This window comes from Aurantimonas endophytica (assembly GCF_014196845.1).
Classification (GTDB): Bacteria; Pseudomonadota; Alphaproteobacteria; order Rhizobiales; family Rhizobiaceae; genus Aurantimonas; species Aurantimonas endophytica.
On record NZ_JACIEM010000006.1, the window covers coordinates 109,829 to 133,603 of the forward strand.

The 23,775-nt window shown below is 67.9% G+C and carries 23 protein-coding genes and 1 tRNA gene; 18 read left to right on the forward strand and 6 right to left on the reverse strand.

The window, feature by feature from the left end; all coding sequences use genetic code 11:
• Positions 1 to 56: 56 nt before the first annotated feature.
• Complete coding sequence (locus GGR03_RS20935) at positions 57 to 1,454, forward strand: L-serine ammonia-lyase (RefSeq protein ID WP_183210742.1); 1,398 nt, start codon at positions 57 to 59, stop codon at positions 1,452 to 1,454.
• Between the two features lie 166 nt (positions 1,455 to 1,620).
• Here the strand turns inward: GGR03_RS20935 and GGR03_RS20940 are convergent.
• Positions 1,621 to 1,705, reverse strand: a tRNA-Leu gene (locus tag GGR03_RS20940).
• A 246-nt stretch (positions 1,706 to 1,951) separates the two neighbouring features.
• On the opposite strand from GGR03_RS20940, the gene GGR03_RS20945 reads away from it, so the two are divergent.
• Both GGR03_RS20945 and GGR03_RS20950 read left to right on the forward strand, forming a co-directional pair.
• A complete protein-coding gene (locus GGR03_RS20945; protein WP_183210743.1) occupies positions 1,952 to 2,956 on the forward strand; it encodes a complex I NDUFA9 subunit family protein in 1,005 nt (334 codons plus the stop codon).
• 14 nt (positions 2,957 to 2,970) lie between these two features.
• On the forward strand, positions 2,971 to 3,723 hold the full coding sequence (locus tag GGR03_RS20950) for a sulfite exporter TauE/SafE family protein (RefSeq protein ID WP_183210744.1): 753 nt from the start codon (positions 2,971 to 2,973) through the stop codon (positions 3,721 to 3,723).
• A 16-nt stretch (positions 3,724 to 3,739) separates the two neighbouring features.
• On the opposite strand, the gene GGR03_RS20955 is transcribed toward GGR03_RS20950, so the two are convergent.
• Positions 3,740 to 4,618, reverse strand: coding sequence for an undecaprenyl-diphosphate phosphatase (locus tag GGR03_RS20955; protein ID WP_183210745.1), 879 nt, complete (start codon positions 4,616 to 4,618; stop codon positions 3,740 to 3,742).
• A gap of 318 nt (positions 4,619 to 4,936) precedes the next feature.
• On the opposite strand from GGR03_RS20955, the gene GGR03_RS20960 reads away from it, so the two are divergent.
• Complete coding sequence (locus GGR03_RS20960) at positions 4,937 to 5,629, forward strand: glutathione S-transferase family protein (protein ID WP_183210746.1); 693 nt, start codon at positions 4,937 to 4,939, stop codon at positions 5,627 to 5,629.
• Positions 5,630 to 5,708: 79 nt separating this feature from the next.
• Here GGR03_RS20960 and GGR03_RS20965 read toward each other — a convergent pair whose 3' ends face one another.
• Together GGR03_RS20965 and GGR03_RS20970 are read right to left on the reverse strand one after the other, a co-directional pair.
• Complete coding sequence (locus tag GGR03_RS20965; RefSeq protein WP_183210747.1) at positions 5,709 to 5,978, reverse strand: carboxypeptidase-like regulatory domain-containing protein; 270 nt, start codon at positions 5,976 to 5,978, stop codon at positions 5,709 to 5,711.
• A gap of 64 nt (positions 5,979 to 6,042) precedes the next feature.
• Positions 6,043 to 6,627 carry a hypothetical protein gene (locus tag GGR03_RS20970; RefSeq protein WP_183210748.1) on the reverse strand — a complete coding sequence of 195 codons (585 nt, stop codon included), beginning with the start codon at positions 6,625 to 6,627 and terminating at the stop codon, positions 6,043 to 6,045.
• Positions 6,628 to 6,771: 144 nt separating this feature from the next.
• Between GGR03_RS20970 and queG the strand changes: the two genes are divergently transcribed.
• The 4 genes from queG to GGR03_RS20990 all read left to right on the forward strand — a co-directional run bounded on the left by queG (position 6,772) and on the right by GGR03_RS20990 (position 9,690).
• On the forward strand, positions 6,772 to 7,929 hold the full coding sequence (gene queG, locus GGR03_RS20975) for a tRNA epoxyqueuosine(34) reductase QueG (RefSeq protein ID WP_246368368.1): 1,158 nt from the start codon (positions 6,772 to 6,774) through the stop codon (positions 7,927 to 7,929).
• The gene (locus GGR03_RS20980) at positions 7,907 to 8,305 is read left to right on the forward strand and encodes a hypothetical protein (protein ID WP_246368371.1); all 399 of its coding nucleotides are present in this window, start codon (positions 7,907 to 7,909) and stop codon (positions 8,303 to 8,305) included. The genes queG and GGR03_RS20980 overlap by 23 nt, the downstream gene beginning before the upstream one ends.
• Positions 8,302 to 9,255, forward strand: coding sequence for an SDR family oxidoreductase (locus GGR03_RS20985; protein ID WP_183210750.1), 954 nt, complete (start codon positions 8,302 to 8,304; stop codon positions 9,253 to 9,255). The genes GGR03_RS20980 and GGR03_RS20985 overlap by 4 nt, the downstream gene beginning before the upstream one ends.
• 114 nt (positions 9,256 to 9,369) lie before the next feature.
• Positions 9,370 to 9,690 carry a DMT family transporter gene (locus GGR03_RS20990; protein ID WP_183210751.1) on the forward strand — a complete coding sequence of 107 codons (321 nt, stop codon included), beginning with the start codon at positions 9,370 to 9,372 and terminating at the stop codon, positions 9,688 to 9,690.
• A gap of 87 nt (positions 9,691 to 9,777) precedes the next feature.
• On the opposite strand, the gene hpxZ is transcribed toward GGR03_RS20990, so the two are convergent.
• Together hpxZ and GGR03_RS21000 are read right to left on the reverse strand one after the other, a co-directional pair.
• Positions 9,778 to 10,152 (reverse strand): oxalurate catabolism protein HpxZ, encoded by a 375-nt coding sequence (gene hpxZ / locus GGR03_RS20995; RefSeq protein WP_183210752.1) that lies wholly within the window; start codon positions 10,150 to 10,152, stop codon positions 9,778 to 9,780.
• Between the two features lie 98 nt (positions 10,153 to 10,250).
• The gene (locus GGR03_RS21000; RefSeq protein ID WP_183210753.1) at positions 10,251 to 11,462 is read right to left on the reverse strand and encodes an amidase; all 1,212 of its coding nucleotides are present in this window, start codon (positions 11,460 to 11,462) and stop codon (positions 10,251 to 10,253) included.
• Positions 11,463 to 11,641: 179 nt separating this feature from the next.
• Here GGR03_RS21000 and GGR03_RS21005 point away from each other — a divergent pair, with 179 nt between their 5' ends.
• From GGR03_RS21005 to GGR03_RS21050, 10 genes are all read left to right on the forward strand, one after another.
• Entirely contained in the window at positions 11,642 to 12,793 is a 1,152-nt protein-coding gene (locus GGR03_RS21005) for an AAA family ATPase (RefSeq protein WP_183210754.1), read from the forward strand.
• Positions 12,794 to 12,970: 177 nt separating this feature from the next.
• Positions 12,971 to 13,519, forward strand: coding sequence for a TetR/AcrR family transcriptional regulator (locus GGR03_RS21010; RefSeq protein ID WP_183210755.1), 549 nt, complete (start codon positions 12,971 to 12,973; stop codon positions 13,517 to 13,519).
• A complete protein-coding gene (locus tag GGR03_RS21015; RefSeq protein ID WP_183210756.1) occupies positions 13,516 to 14,715 on the forward strand; it encodes an MFS transporter in 1,200 nt (399 codons plus the stop codon). The genes GGR03_RS21010 and GGR03_RS21015 overlap by 4 nt, the downstream gene beginning before the upstream one ends.
• Positions 14,716 to 14,826: 111 nt before the next feature.
• Positions 14,827 to 15,438, forward strand: coding sequence for a DNA-3-methyladenine glycosylase (locus tag GGR03_RS21020; RefSeq protein WP_425486730.1), 612 nt, complete (start codon positions 14,827 to 14,829; stop codon positions 15,436 to 15,438).
• Between the two features lie 115 nt (positions 15,439 to 15,553).
• On the forward strand, positions 15,554 to 17,023 hold the full coding sequence (locus GGR03_RS21025; RefSeq protein ID WP_183210757.1) for an alanine/glycine:cation symporter family protein: 1,470 nt from the start codon (positions 15,554 to 15,556) through the stop codon (positions 17,021 to 17,023).
• 51 nt (positions 17,024 to 17,074) lie between these two features.
• Positions 17,075 to 17,359, forward strand: a complete 285-nt coding sequence (locus GGR03_RS21030; RefSeq protein ID WP_183210758.1) for a hypothetical protein — start codon at positions 17,075 to 17,077, stop codon at positions 17,357 to 17,359.
• A gap of 88 nt (positions 17,360 to 17,447) precedes the next feature.
• Entirely contained in the window at positions 17,448 to 18,533 is a 1,086-nt protein-coding gene (locus GGR03_RS21035; RefSeq protein ID WP_246368374.1) for an HlyD family secretion protein, read from the forward strand.
• The gene (rbbA, locus tag GGR03_RS21040; RefSeq protein ID WP_183210760.1) at positions 18,530 to 21,313 is read left to right on the forward strand and encodes a ribosome-associated ATPase/putative transporter RbbA; all 2,784 of its coding nucleotides are present in this window, start codon (positions 18,530 to 18,532) and stop codon (positions 21,311 to 21,313) included. Before GGR03_RS21035 ends, rbbA begins: the two co-directional genes overlap by 4 nt.
• Before the next feature lie 2 nt (positions 21,314 to 21,315).
• Positions 21,316 to 22,404, forward strand: a complete 1,089-nt coding sequence (locus tag GGR03_RS21045; RefSeq protein WP_183210761.1) for an ABC transporter permease — start codon at positions 21,316 to 21,318, stop codon at positions 22,402 to 22,404.
• 238 nt (positions 22,405 to 22,642) lie between these two features.
• Positions 22,643 to 23,740 carry a helix-turn-helix domain-containing protein gene (locus tag GGR03_RS21050; RefSeq protein WP_183210762.1) on the forward strand — a complete coding sequence of 366 codons (1,098 nt, stop codon included), beginning with the start codon at positions 22,643 to 22,645 and terminating at the stop codon, positions 23,738 to 23,740.
• Positions 23,741 to 23,775: the final 35 nt, after the last annotated feature.

The following is a 23,775-nucleotide window of genomic DNA, read 5'->3' on the forward strand; positions in this document are numbered from 1 at the left end:
ACGATATAACGGGGAAGTTTGGACACCGCCGCGCATGCGGTGACCAGGGGGTCCCGATGTTCCTGAGCGTATTCGACATCTTCAAGATCGGCATCGGCCCGTCGAGTTCGCACACGATGGGTCCGATGGTGGCGGCGGGGCGGTTCCTCGAGGCCTTGCAGCGGGAAAACGGTCGGGTCGCGGGTTCGGGCCCGGCGGCGCGGATCGAGGTCACGCTGCATGGCAGCCTCGCCTTCACCGGCAAGGGCCACGCCACCGACCGCGCCGTGGTCCTCGGGCTGCTCGGCTTCCGCCCGGACGATTTCGACCCTGAACGCGCCGCCGAGCGGCAGGCGGAACTCGCCGCGACACGGCAGATCATGGTGCCGGGCCTCGGGCCGGTCGGCTTTGATGGCCTTGATGGGGTCGTCTTCGATTACGGGCCGCCGCTGGAGGCTCATCCGAACGCGCTGGTCCTGCGCGCCTTCGATGCCGCGGGCGGGCTGCATCTGTCGGAAACCTATTATTCGGTCGGGGGCGGCTTCGTGCTGACCGAACGCGAACTCGCCGCGGCCGGCCTGCGTGGCGGCGATGCGGCGGCGGACCGGCCGTATCCCTTCGCGAGCGCCGCTGAAATGCTGCGCATGGGGGCGCTGTCCGGCCTGCGGATCGCCGAGATGAAGCGCGCCAACGAGATGGACGGCAGCATCGGCGAGGGGCTCGACGCCGGGCTCGACCGGATCTGGGCGGTGATGGACGACTGCATCGACCGCGGCCTGCGCACCGAGGGCACGCTGCCCGGCGGGCTCAACGTGCGGCGCCGGGCGCCGGCCATCCACCGGGCGCTGGTCGCCGAGCGGGGCAGCAACTCCGCCCAGCCGCACGCGGTCAACGACTGGCTGTCGATCTACGCAATGGCGGTCAACGAGGAGAACGCCGCCGGCGGGCGGATCGTCACCGCCCCGACCAATGGGGCGGCTGGCGTGCTGCCGGCGGTGATCCGCTATTATCGCGATCATTGCGTCGGCGCGCACCATGAGGGAATCCGCGACCTGCTGCTTACCGCCGCCGCAGTCGGCGGCATCATCAAGACCAACGCCTCGATCTCCGGCGCCGAGGTCGGGTGCCAGGGCGAGGTGGGCTCAGCCGCCGCCATGGCGGCGGCGGGGCTCTGCGCGGCGCTCGGCGGCAGCAACGCCCAGGTCGAGAACGCCGCCGAGATCGCGCTGGAGCACCATCTCGGCATGACCTGCGATCCGGTCCGCGGCCTCGTCCAAGTGCCCTGCATCGAGCGCAACGGCCTCGGCGCGATCAAGGCCGTCGCCGCGGCCTCGCTGGCGCTCCGCGGCGACGGCGAACACGTCATCCCGCTCGACAACTGCATCGAGACGATGCGCCAGACCGGCCTCGACATGCACACCCGCTACAAGGAGACGAGCCTCGGCGGCCTCGCGGTCAACCTGCCGGAATGCTGATCGCGCGTCGGGCGGACCCGAGTTCCTGGCAAGGTCCGAGAAACCGATGGCTGGCTGCTTGAAAGAATGTGACGTCGCAAGAGTCGGCGACTACCCGGCCACCGCGGGAGCCATCAACTTCATTGATCTTGCGGAAACTCCTGCATCTCAGAGTCTGAGAGAGGATTGGTGCCCAGGAAAGGACTCGAACCTTCACGCCTCGCGGCACACGGACCTGAACCGTGCGCGTCTACCAATTCCGCCACCTGGGCACGGCGCGGACCATTAGAAGCTGGGCCGGTCGCTGTCAACGCGGTTTCTGCGGATGTTCGCCAAAGCGGTGCCGCTTGAAAGCGGTGGCGAGCTGCGGATGCGGGAAACTTGGCCGCGGCGGGCTCGATTTGCAGCGGGCGATCCCCTTCTCCGGCAGCGTTTCGCCTTCACCTCCTCAGGCGAACCGGCTATGACCGCGCGGGAAAGTGCCGTCATGCGGCAGGTGATCGAAGGAGCGGTGCCAGATGGCTGTCGATACGAACAAGACGGTGACGGTGTTCGGCGGATCGGGCTTCATCGGCCGCTATGTCGTGCGGGCGCTGGCCAAGCGCGGTCACCGGATCAAGGTCGCCTGCCGACGGCCCGACCTGGCCTACCATTTGCAGCCGAACGGCAATATGGGCCAGATCATGCCGATCCAGGCCAATCTGCGCTATCCGTGGTCGGTAGAGCGGGCGGTGGATGGCGCCGACTACGTGATCAATCTCGTCGGGATCCTCGCCGAGAGCGGCCAGCAGCGTTTCGAGACGCTGCAGGCCGAGGGCGCCCGGCTGGTGGCCGAGGCGGCGCGCGGGGCCGGCGCCGGCATGACCCAGATCTCGGCGATCGGCGTCGAGGCGGGTGGCGACACGGCCTATGGCCGGACCAAGGCGCTGGGCGAAAAGGCGGTGTTCGAGACCATCCCCGATGCCACGGTCATCAGGCCCTCTATCGTGTTCGGCGCCGAGGACCAGTTCTTCAACCGCTTCGCCGACATGGCGCGTTTCTCGCCGTTCCTGCCGCTGATCGGCGGCGGTAACACCCGCTTTCAGCCGGTCTTCGTGGGCGACGTCGCCGAGGCGATCGCCGCCACGGTGGACGGTGCGGTGCCGGGCGGGCGGGCCTACGAGCTGGGCGGGCCGGAAGTGCTGACCTTCCGCGAGATGATGGAGGAGATGCTGCGGATCATCGGCCGCCGCCGCCACCTCCTGACCATCCCCTTCGGCGCCGCCGGGGCGATGGCCAGTGTCATGCGCTACCTGCCCGGTGCGCCGCTGACGCCCGACCAGGTGCGCCAGCTGCGCCACGACAACGTCGTCTCGGACGCCGCCGAAGCCGAGGGCCGCACGCTTGCCGCCTTCGGTATCAGGGGCCGCACGCTCGAGGCGGTGCTGCCGACCTATCTCGTGCGCTTCCGCCCGCAGGGCCAGTTCACCCAGCCGCGGCCCCAGGCCGGCGGCCTCGACCGGGACGACGACGAGCGCAGCTAGCCCCGGTCGATCCGATGCCGTTTCTGCCGCCGGAGCTCGGCGCCGCCGGCGCCGCCATTCTCGTCGTCGCCAGCTTCTGCACCTCGGCGCTGACCGCCGCCTTCGGCCTTGGTGGAGGCCTGTCGCTGCTAGCGGTGATGACCGCCTTCCTGCCGGTGGCGGTGCTGATCCCTCTGCACGGCATCGTCCAGCTCGCCTCCAATGGCGGCCGCGTGGTCATCCAGCGTCGCGGCGTCGCTTGGGCAGCGCTGCCGCCTTTCCTGCTGGGCGGGGCGATCGGGGCGCTGATCGGCGCGCGCTTCGTCGTGGCGCTGCCCGAGGCGACGCTGCAGGTCTCGATTGGCCTGTTCATCCTGATCGTCACCTTCGTGCCGATCCCGCGGCTCGGCGTGCTCGGCTTCGGCGGCTTTGCGCTGACCGGCGCGGTGACCACCTTCCTGTCGATGTTCTTCGGTGCCACGGCGCCGATCATGGCCGCCCTGTTCGCGCAGACCTTCAAGGAGCGCGAGACGGTGGTGGCGACGCTGGCGGCGGTGACCGCGATCCAGCATGCGCTGAAGGCGGTGGCCTTCTTCGCCATGGGTGTCGTCCTGTGGCCGTATGCGGCGCTGCTTCTGGCGATGATCGTCACCGGCTTCCTCGGAACCCTCGCCGGCACGGCCGTGCTGCGCCGGCTCGACGATCGGTTCTTCCGCCTGGTGCTGCGGATCATCCTGGCCGTGCTCGCGCTCGATCTGGTGCGGCGCGGCGTGCTCGGCCTGCTCTGACTCCGCCGAGCGCCGCCTACTGACCGTCCGGCGTGCCGTGATCGGTGACCCTTTCGCCGCGTCCGTCCGCAGCGCTCTCGTCGATTGCGGGAGACAGGGTCAGCAGCAGGACCATGCCGACGATGCCGACGCCGATGCGCCACCAGGCGAAGGGGGCGAAGCCGTGCCGCGAGACGAAGTCGAGCAGCCGGCGCACCACGAACAGAGCCGCCAGGAAGGCTGCCACGAATCCGATGACCACCAGCCAGAGATCGTCGACCGACAGCAGCGCGTGATTCTTGGCGAGATCGTAGGTGAAGGCCCCTAGCATGGTCGGCATCGCCAGGAAGAAGGAGAACTCGGCCGCCGAGCGCTTGTCGGTCCCCATCAGCAGCGAGCCGGCGATGGTGGCGCCGGAGCGCGACGTGCCGGGGATCATCGCGAGGCACTGGAAGAGGCCGATCTTCAGGCAGAGTGACAGCGGATAGTCCATGATGTTGTCGTAGCGGACCTTGATCGTCATGCGATCGATGATCAGCAGGACTATGCCGCCGACGATCAACGCCACGCAGACCACCATCGGCGTCTCGAACAGCACCGTCTTGATGAAGTCGTGCGCCAAAACGCCGATGAAGGCGGCCGGCAGGAAGGCCAGCACGATGCCGCCGACGAAGTGACGGCTCCGGGGGTTCGACGGCAGGCTGATGAAGAGCTGCCACAGCCGGGCGAAATAGACCGACAGGATCGCCAGGATCGCGCCGAGCTGGATCAAAACCTCGAAGCTGCGCGCCGTCGACTGGAAGCCGAGGAAATGCCCGAGCAGCAGGATATGGCCGGTGGAGGAGACCGGGATGAACTCGGTCAGGCCCTCGGTGACGCCGAGGATGACGGCGTCGAGGATCGCTTTGATGTCCATTCTCGTTCCGTGCTCGCAGGGGGTTTGACGCCGCTCTAGCGCCGATGGCTGGGCCGAACCTGTCGCCGGGGACTCCGGCCTTTCTGCGGCATGGTGTGCGGTCCCCGAGCCCTTTGGCCGGCTTTGGAAGGGATTGCAACGTCTTGCCTGCGGCAGCGAGGCTGCTATGTCGCGAGGAACGCCCGCTGGCAGCCGTTCAGACTTAGTTGACGCATTGCTGCGACGATCCCCGGGAGCGGCCTCAGGCTGCCGCTATCCCTTGCATCCATGCCACGCGCCGGTCGATCCGGGCGAACGGCCGAGAGCCCACCCTCCTTCATGTTGAAGCTCTATCATCACCCGATGTCCGCCGCCTCGCGTTTCGCGCGGCTCGTCCTCGGGGAGTACGGCGAGCGGGTGGAACTCCTCGAGGAACGGCCCTGGGAGAAGCGGCGCGACTTCCTGGCGCTCAATCCGGCCGCCACCCTGCCGGTGATGATCGAGGACGAGGGGCCGGCGATCGTCGGGGCCAGCGTCGTCGGGGAATATCTCGACGAGACCCGCGGCGTCTTCCAGCGCGACAAGCGGCTGATGCCGGAAAAGCCGATCGAGCGGGCGGAATCCCGCCGGCTGACGGAATGGTTCCTGGTCAAGCTCGACGGCGAGGTGACGCGCTACCTGGTGCGCGAGCGGGTGTTCAAGCTGGAGATGCGGCCGGAGGCCGGCGGCGGGCCGCCCGACGCCTCGGCAATTCGCGCCGCAAGGGCCAATCTCAAGCATCATCTGCGCTATCTCGGCTGGTTGGCCGAGAGCCGCGACTGGCTCGCCGGGCCGCGCCTGTCCTATGCCGACATCGCCGCCGCGGCCGCCATGTCGATCCTCGACTATCTGGGTGAGGTCACCTGGGACGAGGAGCCCGCGGCCAAGGACTGGTACATGCGGCTGAAGTCGCGCCCGTCCTTCCGCCCGCTGCTGACCGAGCGCATCCGCGGCCTGCCGCCGGTGCATCACTACACCCAGCTGGATTTCTGAACCGACCGGCCAGGGCGGTCGGCAGCGAAGCGCCAGGTCGTCGCGCCGGATCGGCGCCGGCCGGGCGACCGCGCGACGCCTACTTGGCGAGGATCCGCAGCTGCTGGGGGCGTCCGGCATCCACCGTCACGTCCCGCTCCAGCCATCTTCCGTCGCTGCCGGGGGTCTTGAGCGTGTAGGTGCCGCTCTCCAGATTCTCGAACTGATAGTAGCCTTGCCCGTCGGTGACCTGGCTCTCGCAGCTGCCATCCCCTTTGTCGCAGAGCTCGACCGGCTGGTTGGGCAAAGGCCGCAGGGATGCCTCGCCGTGGGTCGCGGCGAGAACGTCGCCATACAGATCGCCGGCCAAGGCCGGGCCGGATCCGAACGAAAGGCACGCTCCCGCCGCCAGGAGCGACGACAGGAGACGGCGTCTACTCGAGCAGGACGACGGTCGCATCGCTCTCTCCGATCGGGGTCAGGGGCCGCTTCCTCGGCAGGGTGACGGGCTCGAACATCAGTGACGCCGCGGACCCGTTTGGCCGCGCGGCGGACAGCGTGAGCTTCTGTGTGACGAAATCCGGATAGCCGATCAGGATGTGGTCCAGCGGCCTGTAGCCGGCGGCGCCCGGATCTGTGGGCTGCAGCGCCTCCACCTTCCAGTCGAGCTGACCCTCGCCATAGGGCCGACCGATTTCGTAGGAGCGCGGCGCGTAGCTGATGGTCAGCTGGCGGTAGTCCGGCTCCTCGGTCATGCCCTCCAGTTTCACCGTTCCGGCAATCGTGTACAACCGATAGCGATCGGTTCCGGCGACATCGTCGAGGCTTACATAGTTGACGCCGATGATCAGGACGACGACGTAACCGGCGATCGAGCCGGTCAGCTTGATGGGCACGCCGTAGAGCGTGCCGCCCACCTCGCCGGCTGCCGGAAGAAAACGGTAAAGCACGAAAGCCGGGACCATGGGCAAAAGGAACAGCAGTCCCAAGGTTATCCAGTTGACAATAGCCGCGTCCATCGGAACACTCCATCAGCCATCGGCAAGATTTACATGACCGGTGATGAAATTCAATCTGCATCGAGAAATCGTGACTATGGAAATAGTCAGAGAACTCGCCGATCTGATGGCGCGGGGACACATGACGACGCAGCGTCAGGTTCTTTGCCGGCTTCCTGGGGCGACCGGCTGCGGCAATTCATCGAGGCCGACGCCCGCCGCCTCGGCTTCGACGCGGTCGGCGTCGCACCGGCGTCGAGCGAAGGCGTCCTGATCGGCGAGCGGCTCGACGCCTTCGTCGAAGCCGGGCACCACGGCACCATGGACTGGCTGCCGGAAACCGCCGGCCGCCGCCGCTCGGCGCGGGCACTCTGGCCGCAGGTGCGCTCGATCATCGTCCTCGGCATGAATTACGGACCGGACGAGGACCCGCTGGCGATCCTCTCGCGCCCCGACCGCGGCGCGATTTCCGTCTATGCCCGCCACCGCGACTATCACGAGCTGATCAAGGGCCGGCTGAAGGAACTCGCCGGCCGGCTTTTGGCGCAGGCGCGCCAGGCCGGTGCCGGCGAGCATGAGGTGAAGGTCTTCGTCGACACCGCGCCGGTGATGGAAAAGCCGATGGGCGAGATGGCCGGGCTCGGCTGGCAGGGCAAGCACACCAACCTCGTCTCCCGCGAGCACGGCTCCTGGCTGTTCCTCGGCTCGATCTTCACCACGCTGGACCTGCCGCCGGATGCGCCGAGGCGGGATCTCTGCGGCTCCTGCCGCGCCTGCCAGGATGTCTGCCCGACAAACGCATTCCCGGTGCCCTACCAGCTCGATGCGCGCCGCTGCATCTCCTACCTCACCATCGAGACGCGGAATGTGGTGCCGCGCGAATTCCGGCGGGCAATGGGCAATCGCATCTATGGCTGCGACGACTGCCTCGCCGTCTGCCCGTGGAACAAGTTCGCCGGCACGGCGAGGGAGGCCAGGCTGATCGCCCGGGACGATCTGCGGGCGCCCTCGCTGGATCATCTGCTCGGCCTCGACGACGCTGAATTCCGCGCCCTGTTCTCCGGCTCGCCGATCAAGCGCATCGGTCGGGCGAAGTTCGTGTCGAATTGCCTGATCGCCGCCGGCAATTCCGGCCTGGCGGCGTTGCTGCCGCCGGTCGAGCAGCTCCTGTGCGACCCCGCGCCGCTGGTCCGGGCGATGGCGGTCTGGGCGCTCGACCGGCTTTCTCCGCACGACGCCTTGCGCCGGCGCACTTCTGCGCTTGATAGGGAGGAGGACCCTCTGGTCAGGAGCGAATGGCATGCGCTGGGGCAGGAAGACTGAAGCGACCGTCGCGGCGGTCGAGAAGGCGGCGGAGACGGTTGCCGAGGCGGCCGGCGACGCACGCAAGGCCGGGCTGGAAAAGGCCCGCCAGTCGCTACGCTGGACGAGCGACAACATGCCGGAGGCGCTTCGGCGCCAGGAACTCCTCGGCAGCGGTGCCGTCGGCGCTGGCGCGATGGGCGCCGGGGCGATCGGGGCGCTGGCGCTGGGCGCGGTCGCCATCGGCGCGCTCGCGGTCGGCGCCTTCGCCATCGGGCGGCTCTCGGTGGGCCGGGCAAGGGTCGGGGAAGCCGAGATCGGCCGGCTGCGGATCGGCCAGCTCGAGATCGGCGAAGTGGTGCGGCCAGGCTGGCGCTTCGGGCCGTTCCGGCATTGACCGGGCCGCGGTACTTCGTCTTCGGCCACGGCTATTCCGCGGGGCACTACGTCGCGACGCTTGACCCGAAGAGCGTCGAGGGCGTCACCGTGCGGACCCGCGACAAGGCATCCCAGCTCGCCGCGCATGGCCTCAAGCCCTTCGTCTTCGACGGCGAGCATCCGACCGACGGCATCGCCTCGGCCCTCTATCGCGCGACGCACCTGCTGATCTCGGTGCCGCCCGGCCACGAGGCGCCCGCCGGCGCCCATGTCGGCGGAGCCAATGCGAGGCCCGGCGACCCGGTGCTGCGCTGGTACGAGAACGAGATCGCCCATGGCAGCCCGAACCTTCAATGGATCGGCTATCTCTCGACGGTGGGCGTCTATGGCGACCATGATGGCGGCTGGGTAGACGAGACCGCCGATGTGCGGCCGGTCTCCGCACGGTCGCGCGAACGCGTCGCGGCGGAACAGGCCTGGCAGAAGGCGGCTGCGACAAGAGGCGTGCCGCTCGCCATACTTCGCCTGTCGGGAATCTACGGCCCCGGGCGCAACGGCTTCGTCAACCTCGCCAACGGCACGGCACGGCGGCTGGTCAAGCCCGGGCAGGTGTTCAACCGGATCCATGTCGACGACATCGCCGGCGCCCTGCAGCTCCTCGCCGAGCAGCGACAGGGCGGCATCTTCAACGTCACCGACGACGAACCCGCCCCGCCGCAGGACGTCATCGCCCATGCGGCCGAACTGGCGGGCATCGCGCCGCCGCCGGAAACCCCGTTCGACACGGCCACGCTGTCGCCGATGGCGCGCAGCTTCTACGGCGAGAACAAGCGCGTCTCCAACGCGGGCATCAAGGCGGCCGGCTACGTCTTCCGCTATCCGACCTACCGGGAGGGGCTGGCCGGCCTGACGGCGGACGCCGAGCGGGCGAAGGCGGCTCCGGGCGGCAGCGAACCGTCGACAGGCTGACCGCATCTTGCGGCGACGCGGCCGAAGCCTCATCTTCAGGCCCAAGCAGGACGACCTCGCTTCCAAGATCGACCACTGTCCGGGACGACCCGGCCCTCACACAAGGGTTGGACCATGGCCTGGATTTTTCTCTTCGCCGCCGGAGTGCTGGAAGTCGTCTGGGCGTATTTCATGAAGCGCTCGGAGGGGTTCACCCTCCTCTGGCCGACGATCATCACGCTGGTCGTTATGGCAGGAAGCTTCGCGCTGCTGTCGGTTTCCATGAAGACGCTGCCGCTCGGCACGGCCTACACGATATGGACCGGCATCGGCGCCGTCGGGGCGTTCATGGTCGGCATCGTCGTCCTCGGCGAATCGGTGACGCCGATGCGGCTCGTCGCCGCCGCGCTAATCCTCGCCGGACTGGTGATGATGAAGCTGTCGAGCCCGCATTAGCCCTGCCCGCGGCTTCTACGCGCGGTGCGAAGGGGGCGCGATCATCGGGAAAGTGCCCCCGCCGCTATGCCTGGACGTCTCGCACCCTCACTCCGCCAGGCTGACATGCGCGGCGACGATCTGCCAGCCGGCCTCGGTGCGGACCCAGGTCTGGCTCTGGCGACCGACGCGGGCGACGGTGTCGCGCTCGAACAGCGTCATCGCGGTCGCGAAGTCGCGGCCGAAGGTGGTGATCCGCGTGCGCCGGAGCGTCCGCGCCAGTCCCTTCGGGCTGCGACCCGCCCGGAAGGCCCGGATCTCGTCATAGCCGTAGAGATTCTCGGTGGCGCCGTAGCGGACCGTGCGCGGGTCGTTCCAAAAGAGCTCGTCGAGAACCGCGACGTCGTTGGTCACGAGCGCGGTCTCGTAGCGGGCGAACGCCGCCTCGACCTCCGCCACGATCTCCGGCAGATCGATATCCATGTGTCCGTTCCTTTCTACGAGCGGATGCCCAGGCGAGACGAGCAGCCTGAAGCAGGCGTCAGGCCGGAGCACGGCTTGCCGCAGAAAAGTCCCCGGCGTCAGGCGGTCGCCGGCGCCAGTCTGGCCGCCAAGGCGAGCAGCGCCCGGTCGCTGCCGCGCGGCCCCAGCAGCGAGAGCCCGATCGGCATGCCCTCGTGCGTCGCCAGCGGCAGCGAAATCTGCGGCAGGCCGGCAAGGCCGGCGCAGCAGAGCAAGTTCATCGCAGCGTGCCGGTAGGCGACTTCGACTTCCGCGGCGGCGAGATTGCGCAGCGGGGCGACGCGCGGCACGGTCGGCATGAGGATCGCCGCCTCCGGCGTCAGGAGACCGTCCAGCCGGGCCCGTATCGCCAGCCGCCGTTGCTTTGCCGCTTCGATGGCATCCTGATCCAGCAGTTTGGCCGCGGCGAAGCGTTCGCTGACGCCCGGGCCGAAGCGGGGCTTTACCGCCTCGATCCAGTCGCCGAGTGACGCCCAGATTTCGCCGGCCTGCACGGTCCGGAACGTTTCGGACCACTGGTCGAGACCATCTTCCGCCAGGGTGACCGGGGTCGTCGGCGCGACGGCCGCCTCGACCTGTACGATCGAAGCCGCGAATGCCTGGCGAAGCGCCGGGTCGAGCAGCGCGAAGGCGTCCTCAGCGAGGAGGAGACTCGTCACCGGCTCGGCCGGCGCGTCGTCGGGCAGCAGCAACTTGCCGACGCGCGCGAAAGTGTCCGGGTCCCGCGCGAACCAGCCGACGCAATCGAGGCTCGGCGCGAAGGGCACGACGCCGGCTGCCGTGACCGCGCCGTGGGTGGGCCGCATGCCGTAGAGGCCGCAATAGCTCGCCGGCACCCGCACCGAGCCGCCGCAATCGGTGCCCAGCGCGAAATCGACCAGCCCCGCCGCCGTGGCCGAAGCCGAACCGCTGGAGGAACCGCCGGGGACGCGCGCCGGGTCATGGACGTTCACGGGCGTGCCGTAGTGATAGTTCTCCCCGGTCAGCGAGTAGCTGAGCTCGTCGGCGATCGTCTTGCCCACCAGATCAGCTCCGGCATCCAGCATGCGTTGCACGGCTGGCGCGGTGCGGCTCGCCGGCTCCTGGGTGCGCAGCCAGTCGGGGTGGCCGTTTCCGGTTTTCGTCCCGGTAATGTCGAAGACATCCTTGGCCGCGAAGCGGAGACCCGCCAGTTCGCCCGCGGCCGCGCCGCTGAGGGCGATCTGGTTGTCTTCGGGGCAGAAGGCGCCGCTCGCCTCGCGCGAAAGGGCTGGCTGGTTCGATTGAGGCATCGGCACTTCTCGATTCGGTCGATGGATCTGCCACCGCGGCGGCGGGTGTCTTGCATCGATGACATATTTCGACGCTTCAATGCCATGCCCGCCGGGATGGCCAGCGGGCCCACCGGATTTGACCGCGACGCGGTGGGCCGGCGATTCAGGATGCTCGTGGGCCGTGGACGGAGCCAGCAATGATCACGACGCTTGCGGTGTCCGGCTACCGCTCGATCCGCAGCCTCGTCGTTCCTCTCGGAAGGCTGACGGTCGTCACGGGTCCGAACGGCAGCGGCAAGACCAGCCTCTACCGCTCGCTGCGCCTTCTGGCAGAGACGGCGCAGGGCCGGCTGATCCAGACCCTGGCGCGGGAAGGCGGCTTGCAGTCGACGCTATGGGCGGGGCCCGAGACGATCGGGCGGAGCATGCGCTCCGGGGTTCATCCCGTCCAGGGTACCGTGCGCAAGGGTCCCGTGAGCCTGAAGCTGGGCTTCTGCGATGCCGCCTTCGGCTACGCGATCGATCTTGGACTGCCGAGCCCGGATAACCCGTTCCCGCTCGATCCGGCGATCAAGGTGGAAGCGATGTGGACCGGCGGGACACTGCGCAAAGGGTCGCTCTTCGCCGAGCGGCGGGCGTCCCTGGTGCGGCTGCGTACCACGCAGACCCACGAATGGCGGGAGGCCGCATATGGACTGTCGCCCTTCGACTCGATGGTCACGCATTGTGCCGATCCGGACGACGGCGCCGAGCTTCTCGCGATGCGTGAACGCATGCGCGACTGGCGCTTCTACGATGCCCTTCGCACCGACCCCGAGGCCCCGGCCCGGCGCCGCCAGGTGATGACCTACACGCCGGTGCTTTCGGGCGATGGCGCGGATCTGGCCGCCGCGCTCGCGACGATCCGCGCCGTCGGCGATCGGCAGGCGCTGGGCGGAGCGATCGAGCACGCCTTCCCCGGTTCCACGCTTCAGACCAGCATCGACGATCTCGCCGGGCTCCGGCTCGGTCAGCAGGGGCTCCTGCGCCCCTTGGGGGTAGCCGAGCTCTCGGATGGAACGCTGCGCTACCTGCTGCTCGTGGCGGCGCTCCTGTCGCCGCGCCCTCCCGAACTGATGGTGTTGAACGAGCCGGAGGGGAGCCTTCATCCATCCCTGATGCCCGCTTTGGCACGACTGGTCGTTCAGGCCTCCGGCTATGGACAGGTCGTTCTCGTCACCCACAGCGAGGCGCTGATCCAGGCGATCCGCAGCGAGGGCGGCGCCACCGAAATCCGTCTGGAGAAGAGCTTCGGCGAGACTGAAGTGCCCGACTGCGACGCCCCGCCTTGGGTCTGGCCAAAGCGCTGATGATCCGGGCGGGCGCACCCCGCCGAGCGAACCGTGATGCAGCAGGGGCCCTCGCCGTCTTCCGCCGCAGATGCCGTCCGGCGGGACCCGGCAGCCCGCCCGGGCAAAATGGCCGCATACATGCGCGGATACGCGGTCGTCATTGCAATGTAAAACGATCGCTTTACATGTGTCTGTATGAACAAGCGAAATGACATGATCGCCGGGGCGGACCTGGCATTCGACGCCGAAGGCTTCCGGGGCATCGGCGTCGACGGCATTCTCGCTCCCTCCGGCGCCTCGACCCGAACGCTCTACAAGCATTTCGGCTCGCGCGACGGGCTGGTGCTGGCAGTGCTCGAGGAGCGGCACCGGGCTTTCATGGCGCGGCTCGAGGCAGGAGGCGAGACGGCTGATCCGATCGGCGCGCTCTTCGACGCGCTGGAACAATGGCTGGTCGAGCGGGGCGCGCGCGGCTGCATGCTTCTGCGCGCCCGCAGCGAATATGCAGGCGCCAACGCCGATGTCGTGGCCCTCGTGCGGCGTCAGAAGCACGAGTTCGAGGCCGAGATCGCCGCCCGCGTGAAGCAGGTCCTGGGCCGAGCCGACGCCGACCTGACGGTGCAGGTCTGGCTTCTCTTCGAGGGAGCGACGGCGGCGGCAAGCGTTGCCGACCTGTCGGTCGTCGGAGCGGCCAAGCGCGCGGCCGCCAATCTCCTCGCCGCGGCGGGGAGCCGTGAGCGATGAACGGGCGGGGCAATCTCGTCGCGGCCGGCTTCGCGCTGACGGCGCTGAGCTACGGGCTGGCGCGTTTCGCCTACGGGCTCCTGCTTCCCGACATCCGCGAAGAACTCTCGCTTGGCGCCACTGCCGCCGGCTGGATCGGCGGCAGTGCCTTTGCGGCCTATTGCTTCGGTATCGTCTTCGCCCTTTCGGCCGGCGCGCGGCTGGGCGAGCGCGTCCTTACGGTGCTGGCCGGCCTGACCGCGACGGGGGGAATGGCGCTCGTCGCCGCCGCGTCGTCGGGCTGGACCCTCGGGCTGGCGATCGCCCTGGCCGGGCTGAGCACGGGACTGACTTCCCCACCGCTCGCGGCCGCCGTGGGCCGGTGCCTGGGCGATGCGGCGCGGCCGAAGGCGAACGGGGCGATCAACGCCGGCACGGCCGCCGGGATCGTCTTCTCCGGCGTCGCGGTCATTCTGTTCGCCGGGGACTGGCGGGGGCTCTACGGGCTCTTCGCGGCCGTTGGCGCGGCGGTGACGGTCTGGCTCTGGTTCGCCATGCCGCCCGCAGCCGGCGGGCGGGCATCGCGCCGGCTGTCCCTCAAGCGGCTGACGCGCCGCGGCGTTGGCGGTCTCTGCGCCGGCGCCTTCCTGATGGGCGCCGCCAGCACCGCGATCTGGACCTTTGGCGCCAACATCCTGCGTGACGAACTCGGCTTCAGCGACGGCGGCATCGCGCTTGCCTGGAGCGTGCTGGGTGCCGCAGGCATTGCCGGCGCCGCGACCGGTATCCTGACGGTCCGCTTCGGGATCGGCCAGGTCCATCGGCTGGCCGTGTTCGCCATGGTCGTTGCGCTGACTGGGCTCGTCGGCGCGGGCCATGCTCCCGCGGTCGCCTTCGCCGTCATGGGCCTGTTCGGCGTTGCCTACATCGTCTCGAGCGGTGCCTTTCTCCTGTGGGGAATCATGCTGTATCCGGCCCGGCCGGATATCGGGCTCGGCCTGCCCTTCCTGATGATCGCGCTCGGGCAGACGGCCGGCGCACCGCTGTTCGGATTCCTGTGGGACGCGGCCGGGAGCGCCGCAGCCCTCGCGACCTTCGCGGTGATCATGGCGAGTGCCGCGTTCTGGACTCCAGGCCAGCCCTCGGCACGAAGGAGGAGCAGCCGGGTGGCGTCCCCTGCCGCGACAGCGAACGCGTTGTCCGCCGATTGCGGTTGACGGGATGCGAGGCCGAGGGCTCGGGGGCCGGACGCGACGATGATTGCCCTCGACATGGTCACGTAATAGGTCCCATGCCCGAGCACTGCATGCCCGGCCAAGGCCTCTGCCATGCGTGACGCAACCGGGCAGAAGGAAGCCGGGATGGGGCTGCTGCCGTTGGACTTCTTCCGCCGCGATGCCGTCAGCGTCGCCCGGGACCTCCTTGGAACGACCCTCCTGGTCGGAGGCGTCGGCGGCGCGATCGTCGAGACGGAAGCCTACGGTCACGACGACCCGGCCTCCCACTCGTTTCGCGGCCCCACGCCGCGCAATGCCGCGATGTTCGGGCCGCCGGGGCATGCCTATGTCTACCGGTCATACGGTATCCACTGGTGTTTCAACGTCGTTTGCGCGGAAGGCCCTGCGGGAAGCGCCGTCCTGATCCGGGCGCTCGAGCCTCTGGTGGAACTGGATGCGATGCGCGAGCGCCGGCGCGCCGAAGACCCGCGCCTCCTCTGTTCGGGCCCCGGACGGCTGACGCAGGCACTCGGCATCACCAGCGCCCACGATGCCCTGCCGCTCGATGCGGCACCGTTTCGCCTGGAGCAGGGTTTGCCGCCGGCGGAGATCCTCGTAGGGCCGCGCATCGGCATCACGCGGGCGGCAGACATGCCATGGCGCTTCGGCGTGGCCGGCTCGCGCTTCCTCAGCCGTCCGTTTCCCCGGGCGGCGAGACGGTAGACACCGGTGCGGGCCGGGCGCGCTTCCTGGAGCCTGCATCCCCCGCCGGGAGATTTGTGGCAAACCGCGCCGGCGGCCATAGTTGACCGGGGGTCAACGCGGCGGGAGCGAACGCATGGAACTGATCTACCAGTTCTTCGGGCTGATCGAAGACCTCACCTGGGGATGGGCGCTCATCCCGATCCTGGTGATCTTCGGCCTGTTCATCACGGCAATGACGGGCTTCGTCCAGTTCCAGTTCTTCGGCCGGATGTTCCGCGTGCTGTCCTCGAAGAACCAGACGGGGGATCCGAACGCGATCAGCGCGCGCGAAGCGCTGCTCATCTCGGTCGGCGGGCGGGTCGGCGGCGGCAACATCGCGGGTGTCGCGGTGGCGATCACGATCGGCGGGCCCGGCGCGGTCTTCTGGATGTGGGCGATCGCCCTCGTCGGCATGGCGACCAGCCTCGTCGAATCCTCGCTCGCGCAGCTCTACAAGCGGTCCGCCGGTGACGGCACCTACAAGGGCGGCCCGGCCGGCTACATCCTTTACGGACTCGGGCACCAGTACCGCTGGCTCGCGGTGATCTACGCCCTGTGCCTGCTTCTGTCCTTCGCGTTCGGATTCAACGCCTTCCAGGGCAACACCTTCGCCGGCGCGGCCAACGACAGCCTCGGCATCGACCGCATCTGGAGCGCCCTGCTGCTTGCCGTCATCACCGGCTTCATCGTCTATGGCGGCATCAAGCGCATCGCCAAGGTGGCGGACGTCATCATCCCGATCATGGCGATCAGCTACATCGCCATGGCGCTCGTCATCATCGTCATCAACATCACGTCGCTGCCGGGCGTGCTCTGGATGATCGTCGCCAACGCCTTCGGGTTCGAGGAAGCGGTCGGCGGCGGCATGGGGGCTGCCATCGCGCAAGGACTGCGGCGCGGCCTCTTCTCCAACGAGGCAGGCCTCGGGTCGGCGCCGAACGTTGCCGCCACCGCGCATGTGCGCCACCCGATCAGCCAGGGGATCACCCAGTCCTTCTCGGTCTTCATCGACACCATCGTCATCTGCTCCTGCACCGCCTTCGTCATCCTCCTGAGCCCGCTCTACACGCCGGGCGCGGAGATCGACGGGGTCGTGCTGACGCAGCAGTCGCTGGTGAGCCATCTCGGTGATTGGTCACAGTACTACCTCACCTTCGCCATCCTGCTCTTCGCGTTCAGCTCCATCATCTACAACTACTATCTGGGGGAGGTGGCGCTCGGGGTGATGACGAAACATCCGGCCTCGCTGCACGTCCTGAGGATCGCCATCGTCGGCGTCGTGTTCCTCGGCGCCACCGCGCCCGGGGCGACGGCCGTGTTCTTCTTCTCGGACCCGCTGATGGGCATCCTCGCACTGGTCAACCTCATCGCCATCATGATGCTGTTCCCGGTGCTCATGCGGATCCTGAACGACTTCAGGGCTCAGCTGAAAAACGGCGCGCTGCGACCGGTCTTCGATCCTGCGAAATTCCCCGATCTCGACCTCGACCACACGGCATGGCCGGATGCGCACCTGGCAGAACCGGCACGGGATGTCCCGAACGCTGCGCGGGTCGCGGGCTAGCCGAACCCGGCGGGAGCTGCAGGGCTGTTCGCAAGGAAGTCCACGCTGATCATGGCTTATGACAGCGTCTTCGGCGACGTGAAGGCCCCACGCGAAAGCGACGAGTTCAGGAAGGATGCCGCGCGCTGGATCGGCAGCCACGGCAAAACTACGCTCGGTCAAATGCTGACTGAATCGAGGCCAGCGGTCGAGATGACAGACGAGGCGTTCGCGCCGGTGGCTGACAGCTGGCAATATACGAGTACCGCTACGGCCATGGTCACGAGTGATTTCCGTGCACGCTTTGGCCGTCCGCGTAGCGTTCGCGACGAAATCTCGCTCGAGCTTCGGATGTGAAGTTGTCAATGCGTCATGCTTCTCATTTACTGGCAACCGCATAGGCACCTGTCGCGAGTCCAGCACGATCGGCCTGTAAGTTGTGCGAATGCCGGAACGACTGAAAATGATCTCCCGAAGCCGGTGGTATTGGCTGGCGGCCGCCATCGTCGCGCTCGCAGCGGGCTGGTATCTCACCCGGTATGTCGCGGAAGACGCGTTGCCGCCTGGCATGGCCTCGGGCAATGGCCGCATCGAAGCCGTGGCCATCGACATCGCCGCGCGCACGGGTGGCCGCATCAGGGAGATACTGGTTCAGGAGGGGGAAGCCGTGGCGGCGGGCGATGTGTTGGCGCGTCTCGACACGCAGCAGCTCGAAGCCCAGTTGCGCGAGGCGCAGGCACAGCATCGGCGCGGCCGGATTGGAAGGGACGTCGCCGAAAGCGGCGTGGCACAAGCCGAGGCCGAACTCTCCGCGGCGCTCGCGGTCGTTGCGCAGCGGGAAGCCGAACTGGGCTCGGCGGAAAGCCAGTACAATCGCTCGCGCCAGCTTGTGGACCGCAATGCCGTTGCGCAGCAGGTCGTTGATGACAACCGTGCCCGTGTCGAAGGCGCGCGTGCCGTGCTCAATGCCGCGCGCGCCCAGGTTGCCGCCGCCGAGGCCGGTGTCTCGACGGCCCAGCTGCGGATCGTGGATGCGGATGCGACGGTCGAAGCGACCGAGGCGGCCATCGAACGCATCAAGGCCGACATCGACGACAGCTCCTTGCGGGCGCCGCGGAGCGGCCGCGTGCAATACCTCGTTGCGCAGCCGGGCGAGGTGGTCGCAGGCGGTGGGCGCGTGCTCAACCTCATCGACCTCGAGGACGTCTTCATGACGGTTTTCCTCTCGACTGTGGACGCCGGCCGACTTGCCATGGGCGCGGAGGCGCGCATCGTGCTCGACACCGCCCCGGACGTGGTCATTCCGGCACAGGTCTCGTTCCTCTCCGACGTCGCGCAGTTTACGCCGCGCATGGTCGAGACCGCCGAAGAGCGGCAGGGACTGATGTTCCGGGTGAAGGTCCGCGTTCCCCCGGAGCTGCTGCAGAAATATGCCGACTACGTGAAGCCCGGCCTCCCGGGGATCGCCTATGTGCTTATCGATCCCTCGGCCGAATGGCCGCAAAGCCTGCGCACCGGACTGCTCGAATGAACGGCCCGGCCAGAAGCGGCGACGCGCCGCCGTGTGCCGCGCGCGTAAAGGCAGTCAGTCACGTCTTCAAGAAGACGCGTGCGCTCGACGGGGTCTCGATCGACTTCCCGTCGGGTAAGATCCTGGGCCTGATCGGTCCGGACGGCGTGGGCAAGTCAACCTTGCTGTCGCTCATCGCCGGCGCGCGCAAGGTGCAGCAGGGCGAAGTCGAAGCGCTCGGCGCCGACATGAGGAACGCGCGCCAGCGCGGCGAGATCGGCCCGCGCATCGCCTACATGCCGCAGGGGCTCGGCATGAACCTCTATCCGACGCTGTCCGTCTTCGAGAACGTCGACTTCTTCGGCCGCCTCTTTGGCCATGCCCGGAAGGAGCGTGCGCAGCGCATTCACGAACTCCTCGCCGCGACGGGCCTGGACCCGTTTCCCGATCGCCCGGCGGGCAAGCTGTCGGGCGGGATGAAGCAGAAGCTCGGCCTGTGCTGCGCGCTGATCCACGATCCCGACCTCCTGATCCTCGACGAGCCGACGACCGGCGTGGATCCGCTCGCGCGCCGCCAGGTCTGGGAGCTGATCGGCGAGATTCGGACAGGCAGACCCGGCATGGGCGTCATCGTCGCCACCGCCTACATGGACGAGGCGGCCGATTTCGACTGGCTCGTCGCGATGGATGCAGGGCGCGTGCTCGCATCCGGAACCCCGGCAGAACTGCGGGAGCAAACCGGGAGGCCCTCGCTTGACGAGGCCTTCATCGCGCTCCTGCCGGAGGCAAAGCGCAGTCGGCATCGCAAGGTCGAGATTCCCCCCCGTCGGGAAGCCGATGGCGACCGGCCCGCGATCGAGGCGGAGGGGCTGACGATGCGCTTCGGCAGTTTCACGGCCGTCGACGATGTCAGCTTCCGCATCCCGCGCGGCGAGATCTTCGGCTTCCTCGGCTCGAATGGCTGCGGCAAGACCACCACCATGAAGATGCTGACCGGACTGCTGCCGGCCAGCGACGGCACGGCCCGGCTGTTCGGCCAGGAGGTCGACCCGCACGATATCGATACGCGGCGACGCGTCGGATACATGTCGCAGTCCTTCTCGCTCTATTCCGAGCTGACCGTCCGGCAGAATCTCGACCTCCACGCCCGGCTCTTCCAGATGCAGGCGGGCAGTATTCCCGGGCGCATACAGGAAATGGCCAAGCGCTTCGATCTCATGGAGGTGCTCGACGCATTGCCCGGCGCGCTGCCGCTCGGCGTGACCCAGCGCCTGTCGCTCGCCGCGGCAATGATCCACGCGCCCGAAATCCTGATCCTCGACGAGCCGACCTCCGGCGTCGATCCCGTCGCGCGCGATTCGCTGTGGCAGAGTTTTGCTGACCTCTCCCGCCAGGACGGCGTGACGATCTTCATCTCCACCCATTTCATGAACGAGGCGGAACGTTGCGACCGCATCTCGCTGATGCATGCGGGCAAGGTGCTCGTCAGCGATACGCCGGATGCAATCGTAAGAAAGCGCGGCAGCGCCGACCTGGAAGATGCTTTCGTCACTTATCTGAAGGAGGCGATCGATCGGGAGGAGGGCCCGCAGGCCACCAGGCCGGGAGCGGACTCCGCCTCGCCGAAGGTCGTCCATGCTGCTGCTCACGAGTCCGGACCAGCCCGAAGCCGCTTCCTCGATCCTCGACGGATCATGAGTTATGCCCATCGTGAGGCACTGGAGCTGCGTCGCGATCCGATCCGCGCTTCCTTCGCCCTCATTGGCAGCCTGCTGCTGCTCTTCGTGCTCGGCTACGGCATCAGCATGGATGTCGAAGATCTGCCATTCGCCGTCCTGGACTACGACCAGACGACCTTGAGCCGGGACTATACGCTCGACATCTCGGGCTCGCGCTACTTCATCGAACGGCCCCCGATACTCGACCCGGCCGACATGGACCGGAGGATGCGCAGCGGCGAACTCAGCCTCGCCATCGAGATACCGCCCGGCTTTGCGCGCGAGGTGGCTCGCGGCCGGAACGTGGAGATCGGCGCGTGGATCGACGGCGCCATGCCCTCGCGCGCGGAGACGGCCCAGGGCTACGTCGAGGGCCTGCATGCGCACTGGCTGCAACGCCAGGCACGGGAGGCGCGAGGCGACGAGGCGATGGCGAGCGACTTCCGGCTGGAGACGCGCTTTCGCTACAATCCGAACGTCGAGAGCCTCATCGCCATGGTCCCCGCGGTCATAGCGCTCGTCCTGCTCTTCATCCCGACCATGCTGGCGACGCTCTCGATCGTCAGGGAAAAGGACGTCGGTTCCATCGTCAATCTCTACGTGACGCCCGTGACGCGTCTGGAATTCCTGCTCGGCAAGCAACTTCCCTATGTCGCACTGGCGATGTTGAACCTCGTCACCCTGACGGCTTCGGCCATCCTCCTCCAGCGCGTTCCGTTCACAGGCAGTCTTTCTGCCTACGCTCTGGGAGGTCTTCTCTACGTCATTGCCGCGACGGGGCTCGGCCTCCTGGTGTCGAGCTTCATGAACAGCCAGATCGCGGCGATCTTCCTGACGACCGTCGTGACCATGGTGCTGGCGGTTCAGTATTCCGGCATGATCGACCCGGTCGCCTCGATGGAAGGGGAGGCCGCAATCATCGGCGCGCTCAACCCCGCGACCCACTTCGTGACCATCGCCCGCGGAACCTTCTCCAAGGCGCTCGGCGTCGGGGACCTGACCACACCGATCCTGTCACTGCTTGCCACCGGCCCCGTTCTACTGGCCCTGAGCGTTCTGTTCCTCAAGAAGCAGGCACGCTGAGCATGCGGATTGCCACCATCTGGCGACTGGGTATCAAGGAATTATGGGGCCTGCTGCGCTCGCCGGCACTCCTTGTCCTGATCGCAGCGGTGTTCTCGATCCAGGTATATGCGTCGGCCGTCGCGACCCCGTTCTCGCTCAACAAGGCGCCGATATCGATCGTGGACGAAGACGTCTCGCCGCTTTCGGCACGCGTCGCCTCGGCATTCTACCTGCCCTATTTCAATCCGCCGCGGGCGATCACCCTGACGGAGATGAACCGGCGGATGGATGAAGGCACCGACACCTTCGCGCTGGTCATCCCGCCCCACTTCCAGCGGGACCTGCTGGCCGGCAGCGAGCCCACCATGCAGCTCAACGTCGATGCGACCCGCATGACCCAGGCCTTTACCGGCGCCGGCTATGTCCAGGCGATCGTCGCTGGCGAAGTCGCAGAATTCCTGCAGCGTTACCGCGCCGTCACGACCCCGCCGGTGGAACTGATACTCCGCGCCCGCTTCAATCCGGAACTTAATCTCGGCTGGTTCAGCGGGTTGATGGAGGTCGTCAACAACATCGCCCTGCTGTCGGTCATTCTGGCTGGCGCCGCCCTCATCCGCGAACGCGAACGCGGCACGATCGACCACCTTCTCGTCATGCCGGTGAAGCCGGTGGAGATCGTGCTCGGCAAGATCTGGCCGATGGCGATGGTGGTGCTGGTGGCGGCGTGCCTTTCCATCACTGTGGTGGTGCAGACGTGGCTGGCCATCCCCGTGGCGGGCTCGCTCTGGCTCTTCGTGCTTGGCATGGCGCTGCAACTCTTCGCGACGACCTCGCTCGGCATCCTGCTTGCGACGATTGCCGGATCAATGCCGCAATTCGGTCTGCTCCTCATGCTGGTTCTCTTTCCGCTTCAGATCCTGGCCGGCGGGCTGACGCCGATCGAGAACATGCCGGGTGGGCTTCGGCAGCTTATGGCGCTGGCGCCCGACACGCATTTCGTCTCGCTCTCGCAGGCGATCATGTTCCGCGGGGCGGGGCTAGAGGTCATCTGGCCAGAGCTGTTGAGCCTCCTCGCCATCGGCCTGGCGTTTTTCGCGATATCCTTGTGACGCTTCCGAAAGTCACTGCGATAGCGACGATGCCACGGTGGCCGGCCCTGAGTTCGGACCGCCTTGCGGGATAATCTCCAGGTGATGCTGCTCCGGCCGGCGAACTGCTGAAACGTCAGGCCCTGTGCTTTGCGGCAGCGCTGATGTGGTCTCAATCCGTCGCGTTGACCAGCCGGGGTAACCGGCACCGCCCGCTTGAAGGGAGACGAAACGCACCGGTCTTGGTATTCGTCGTGCCATGCCGTCGATCCCGTTGCCGTTCGTCATCTCCCTTGTCCTGTGCCTTCTCCTCGTCCGCATGGGCCGGCAGGATGACGGGAGGCTCGGCCTGTTTCCGTTGCTCGTCGGCGCCTTCGCCCTTCAGGCGGCTCTGTCCGGACTGAACTGGAGCCTCGGCTGGCATCCGGTTCGGCTCGTGCAGCCGATCCTCGCGGCCGTTCTGCCCGCCCTCGCCTTCGTCGCGTTCGACCATCTGCGCCGGAGCGGCAAGCCAGACCCGGCCCGACTCTGGCCGCATCTCGCACCAGCCCTTCTCGTTTCAGTCCTCATCGTCATCCGGCGCGAGCCGATCGACCTCGTGCTCTTCGCCGTCTATCTCGGCTACGGCATCGCGCTCCTGCGGATGAGCCGAGCCGGGCCGGGCGCGCTGGTCGCGGCGCGTATCGGCGACGAAAATGTCGCCCATCGAGCGCTCGTCGCGCTCGGCTCGCTTCTCATCGCCACCGCCTTCATCGATGCCGCCGTCTCCCTCGACCTCGCGTTCGGTGGCGGGCGGCTCGCCGGGACGATCCTTACGGTCTCCGGCGTCCTGTGGCTCGCCGCCGCCGGCTATGCCGCGACCGCCGCCGAAGGCAGTCGCCCCGCATCCGAACCGGACGGCATACAGGACGTGCCGGCATCGCCTACGGCAACGATCGACGGGGGGATCGATGCCGGACCACCACCGGAGGATGCCGCCATCGTCGCGCGGATCGATCGCCTGATGCGCGAGCACCATCTCTACCGCGACCCGGACCTGACGCTCGAACGCCTCGCCCGCCGCGCCGGCACCCCGGCCCGCCAGATATCGGCCGCGCTGAATCGCATCCATGGCCGCAACGTCTCGCAAATCGTCAACGAGTACCGGGTGGCGGAGGCGCGAAAGCGCCTCGTCGAGACGCGCGAACCGGTGACGACCGTGATGCTGGAATCAGGCTTCGGCACGAAGTCCAACTTCAACCGGGAGTTCCTGCGCGTCACGGGCATGAGCCCGAGCGCCTACCGGCAGTCCAACGGCAGCATCCCTGGCGAAGCGACCTCCGCGCCGGGGAGGGGATCGACCGCAGCCGCGTCCTGAGCTTTCGCGCGCGAGCGGGGGGCGCCGCTCGACCC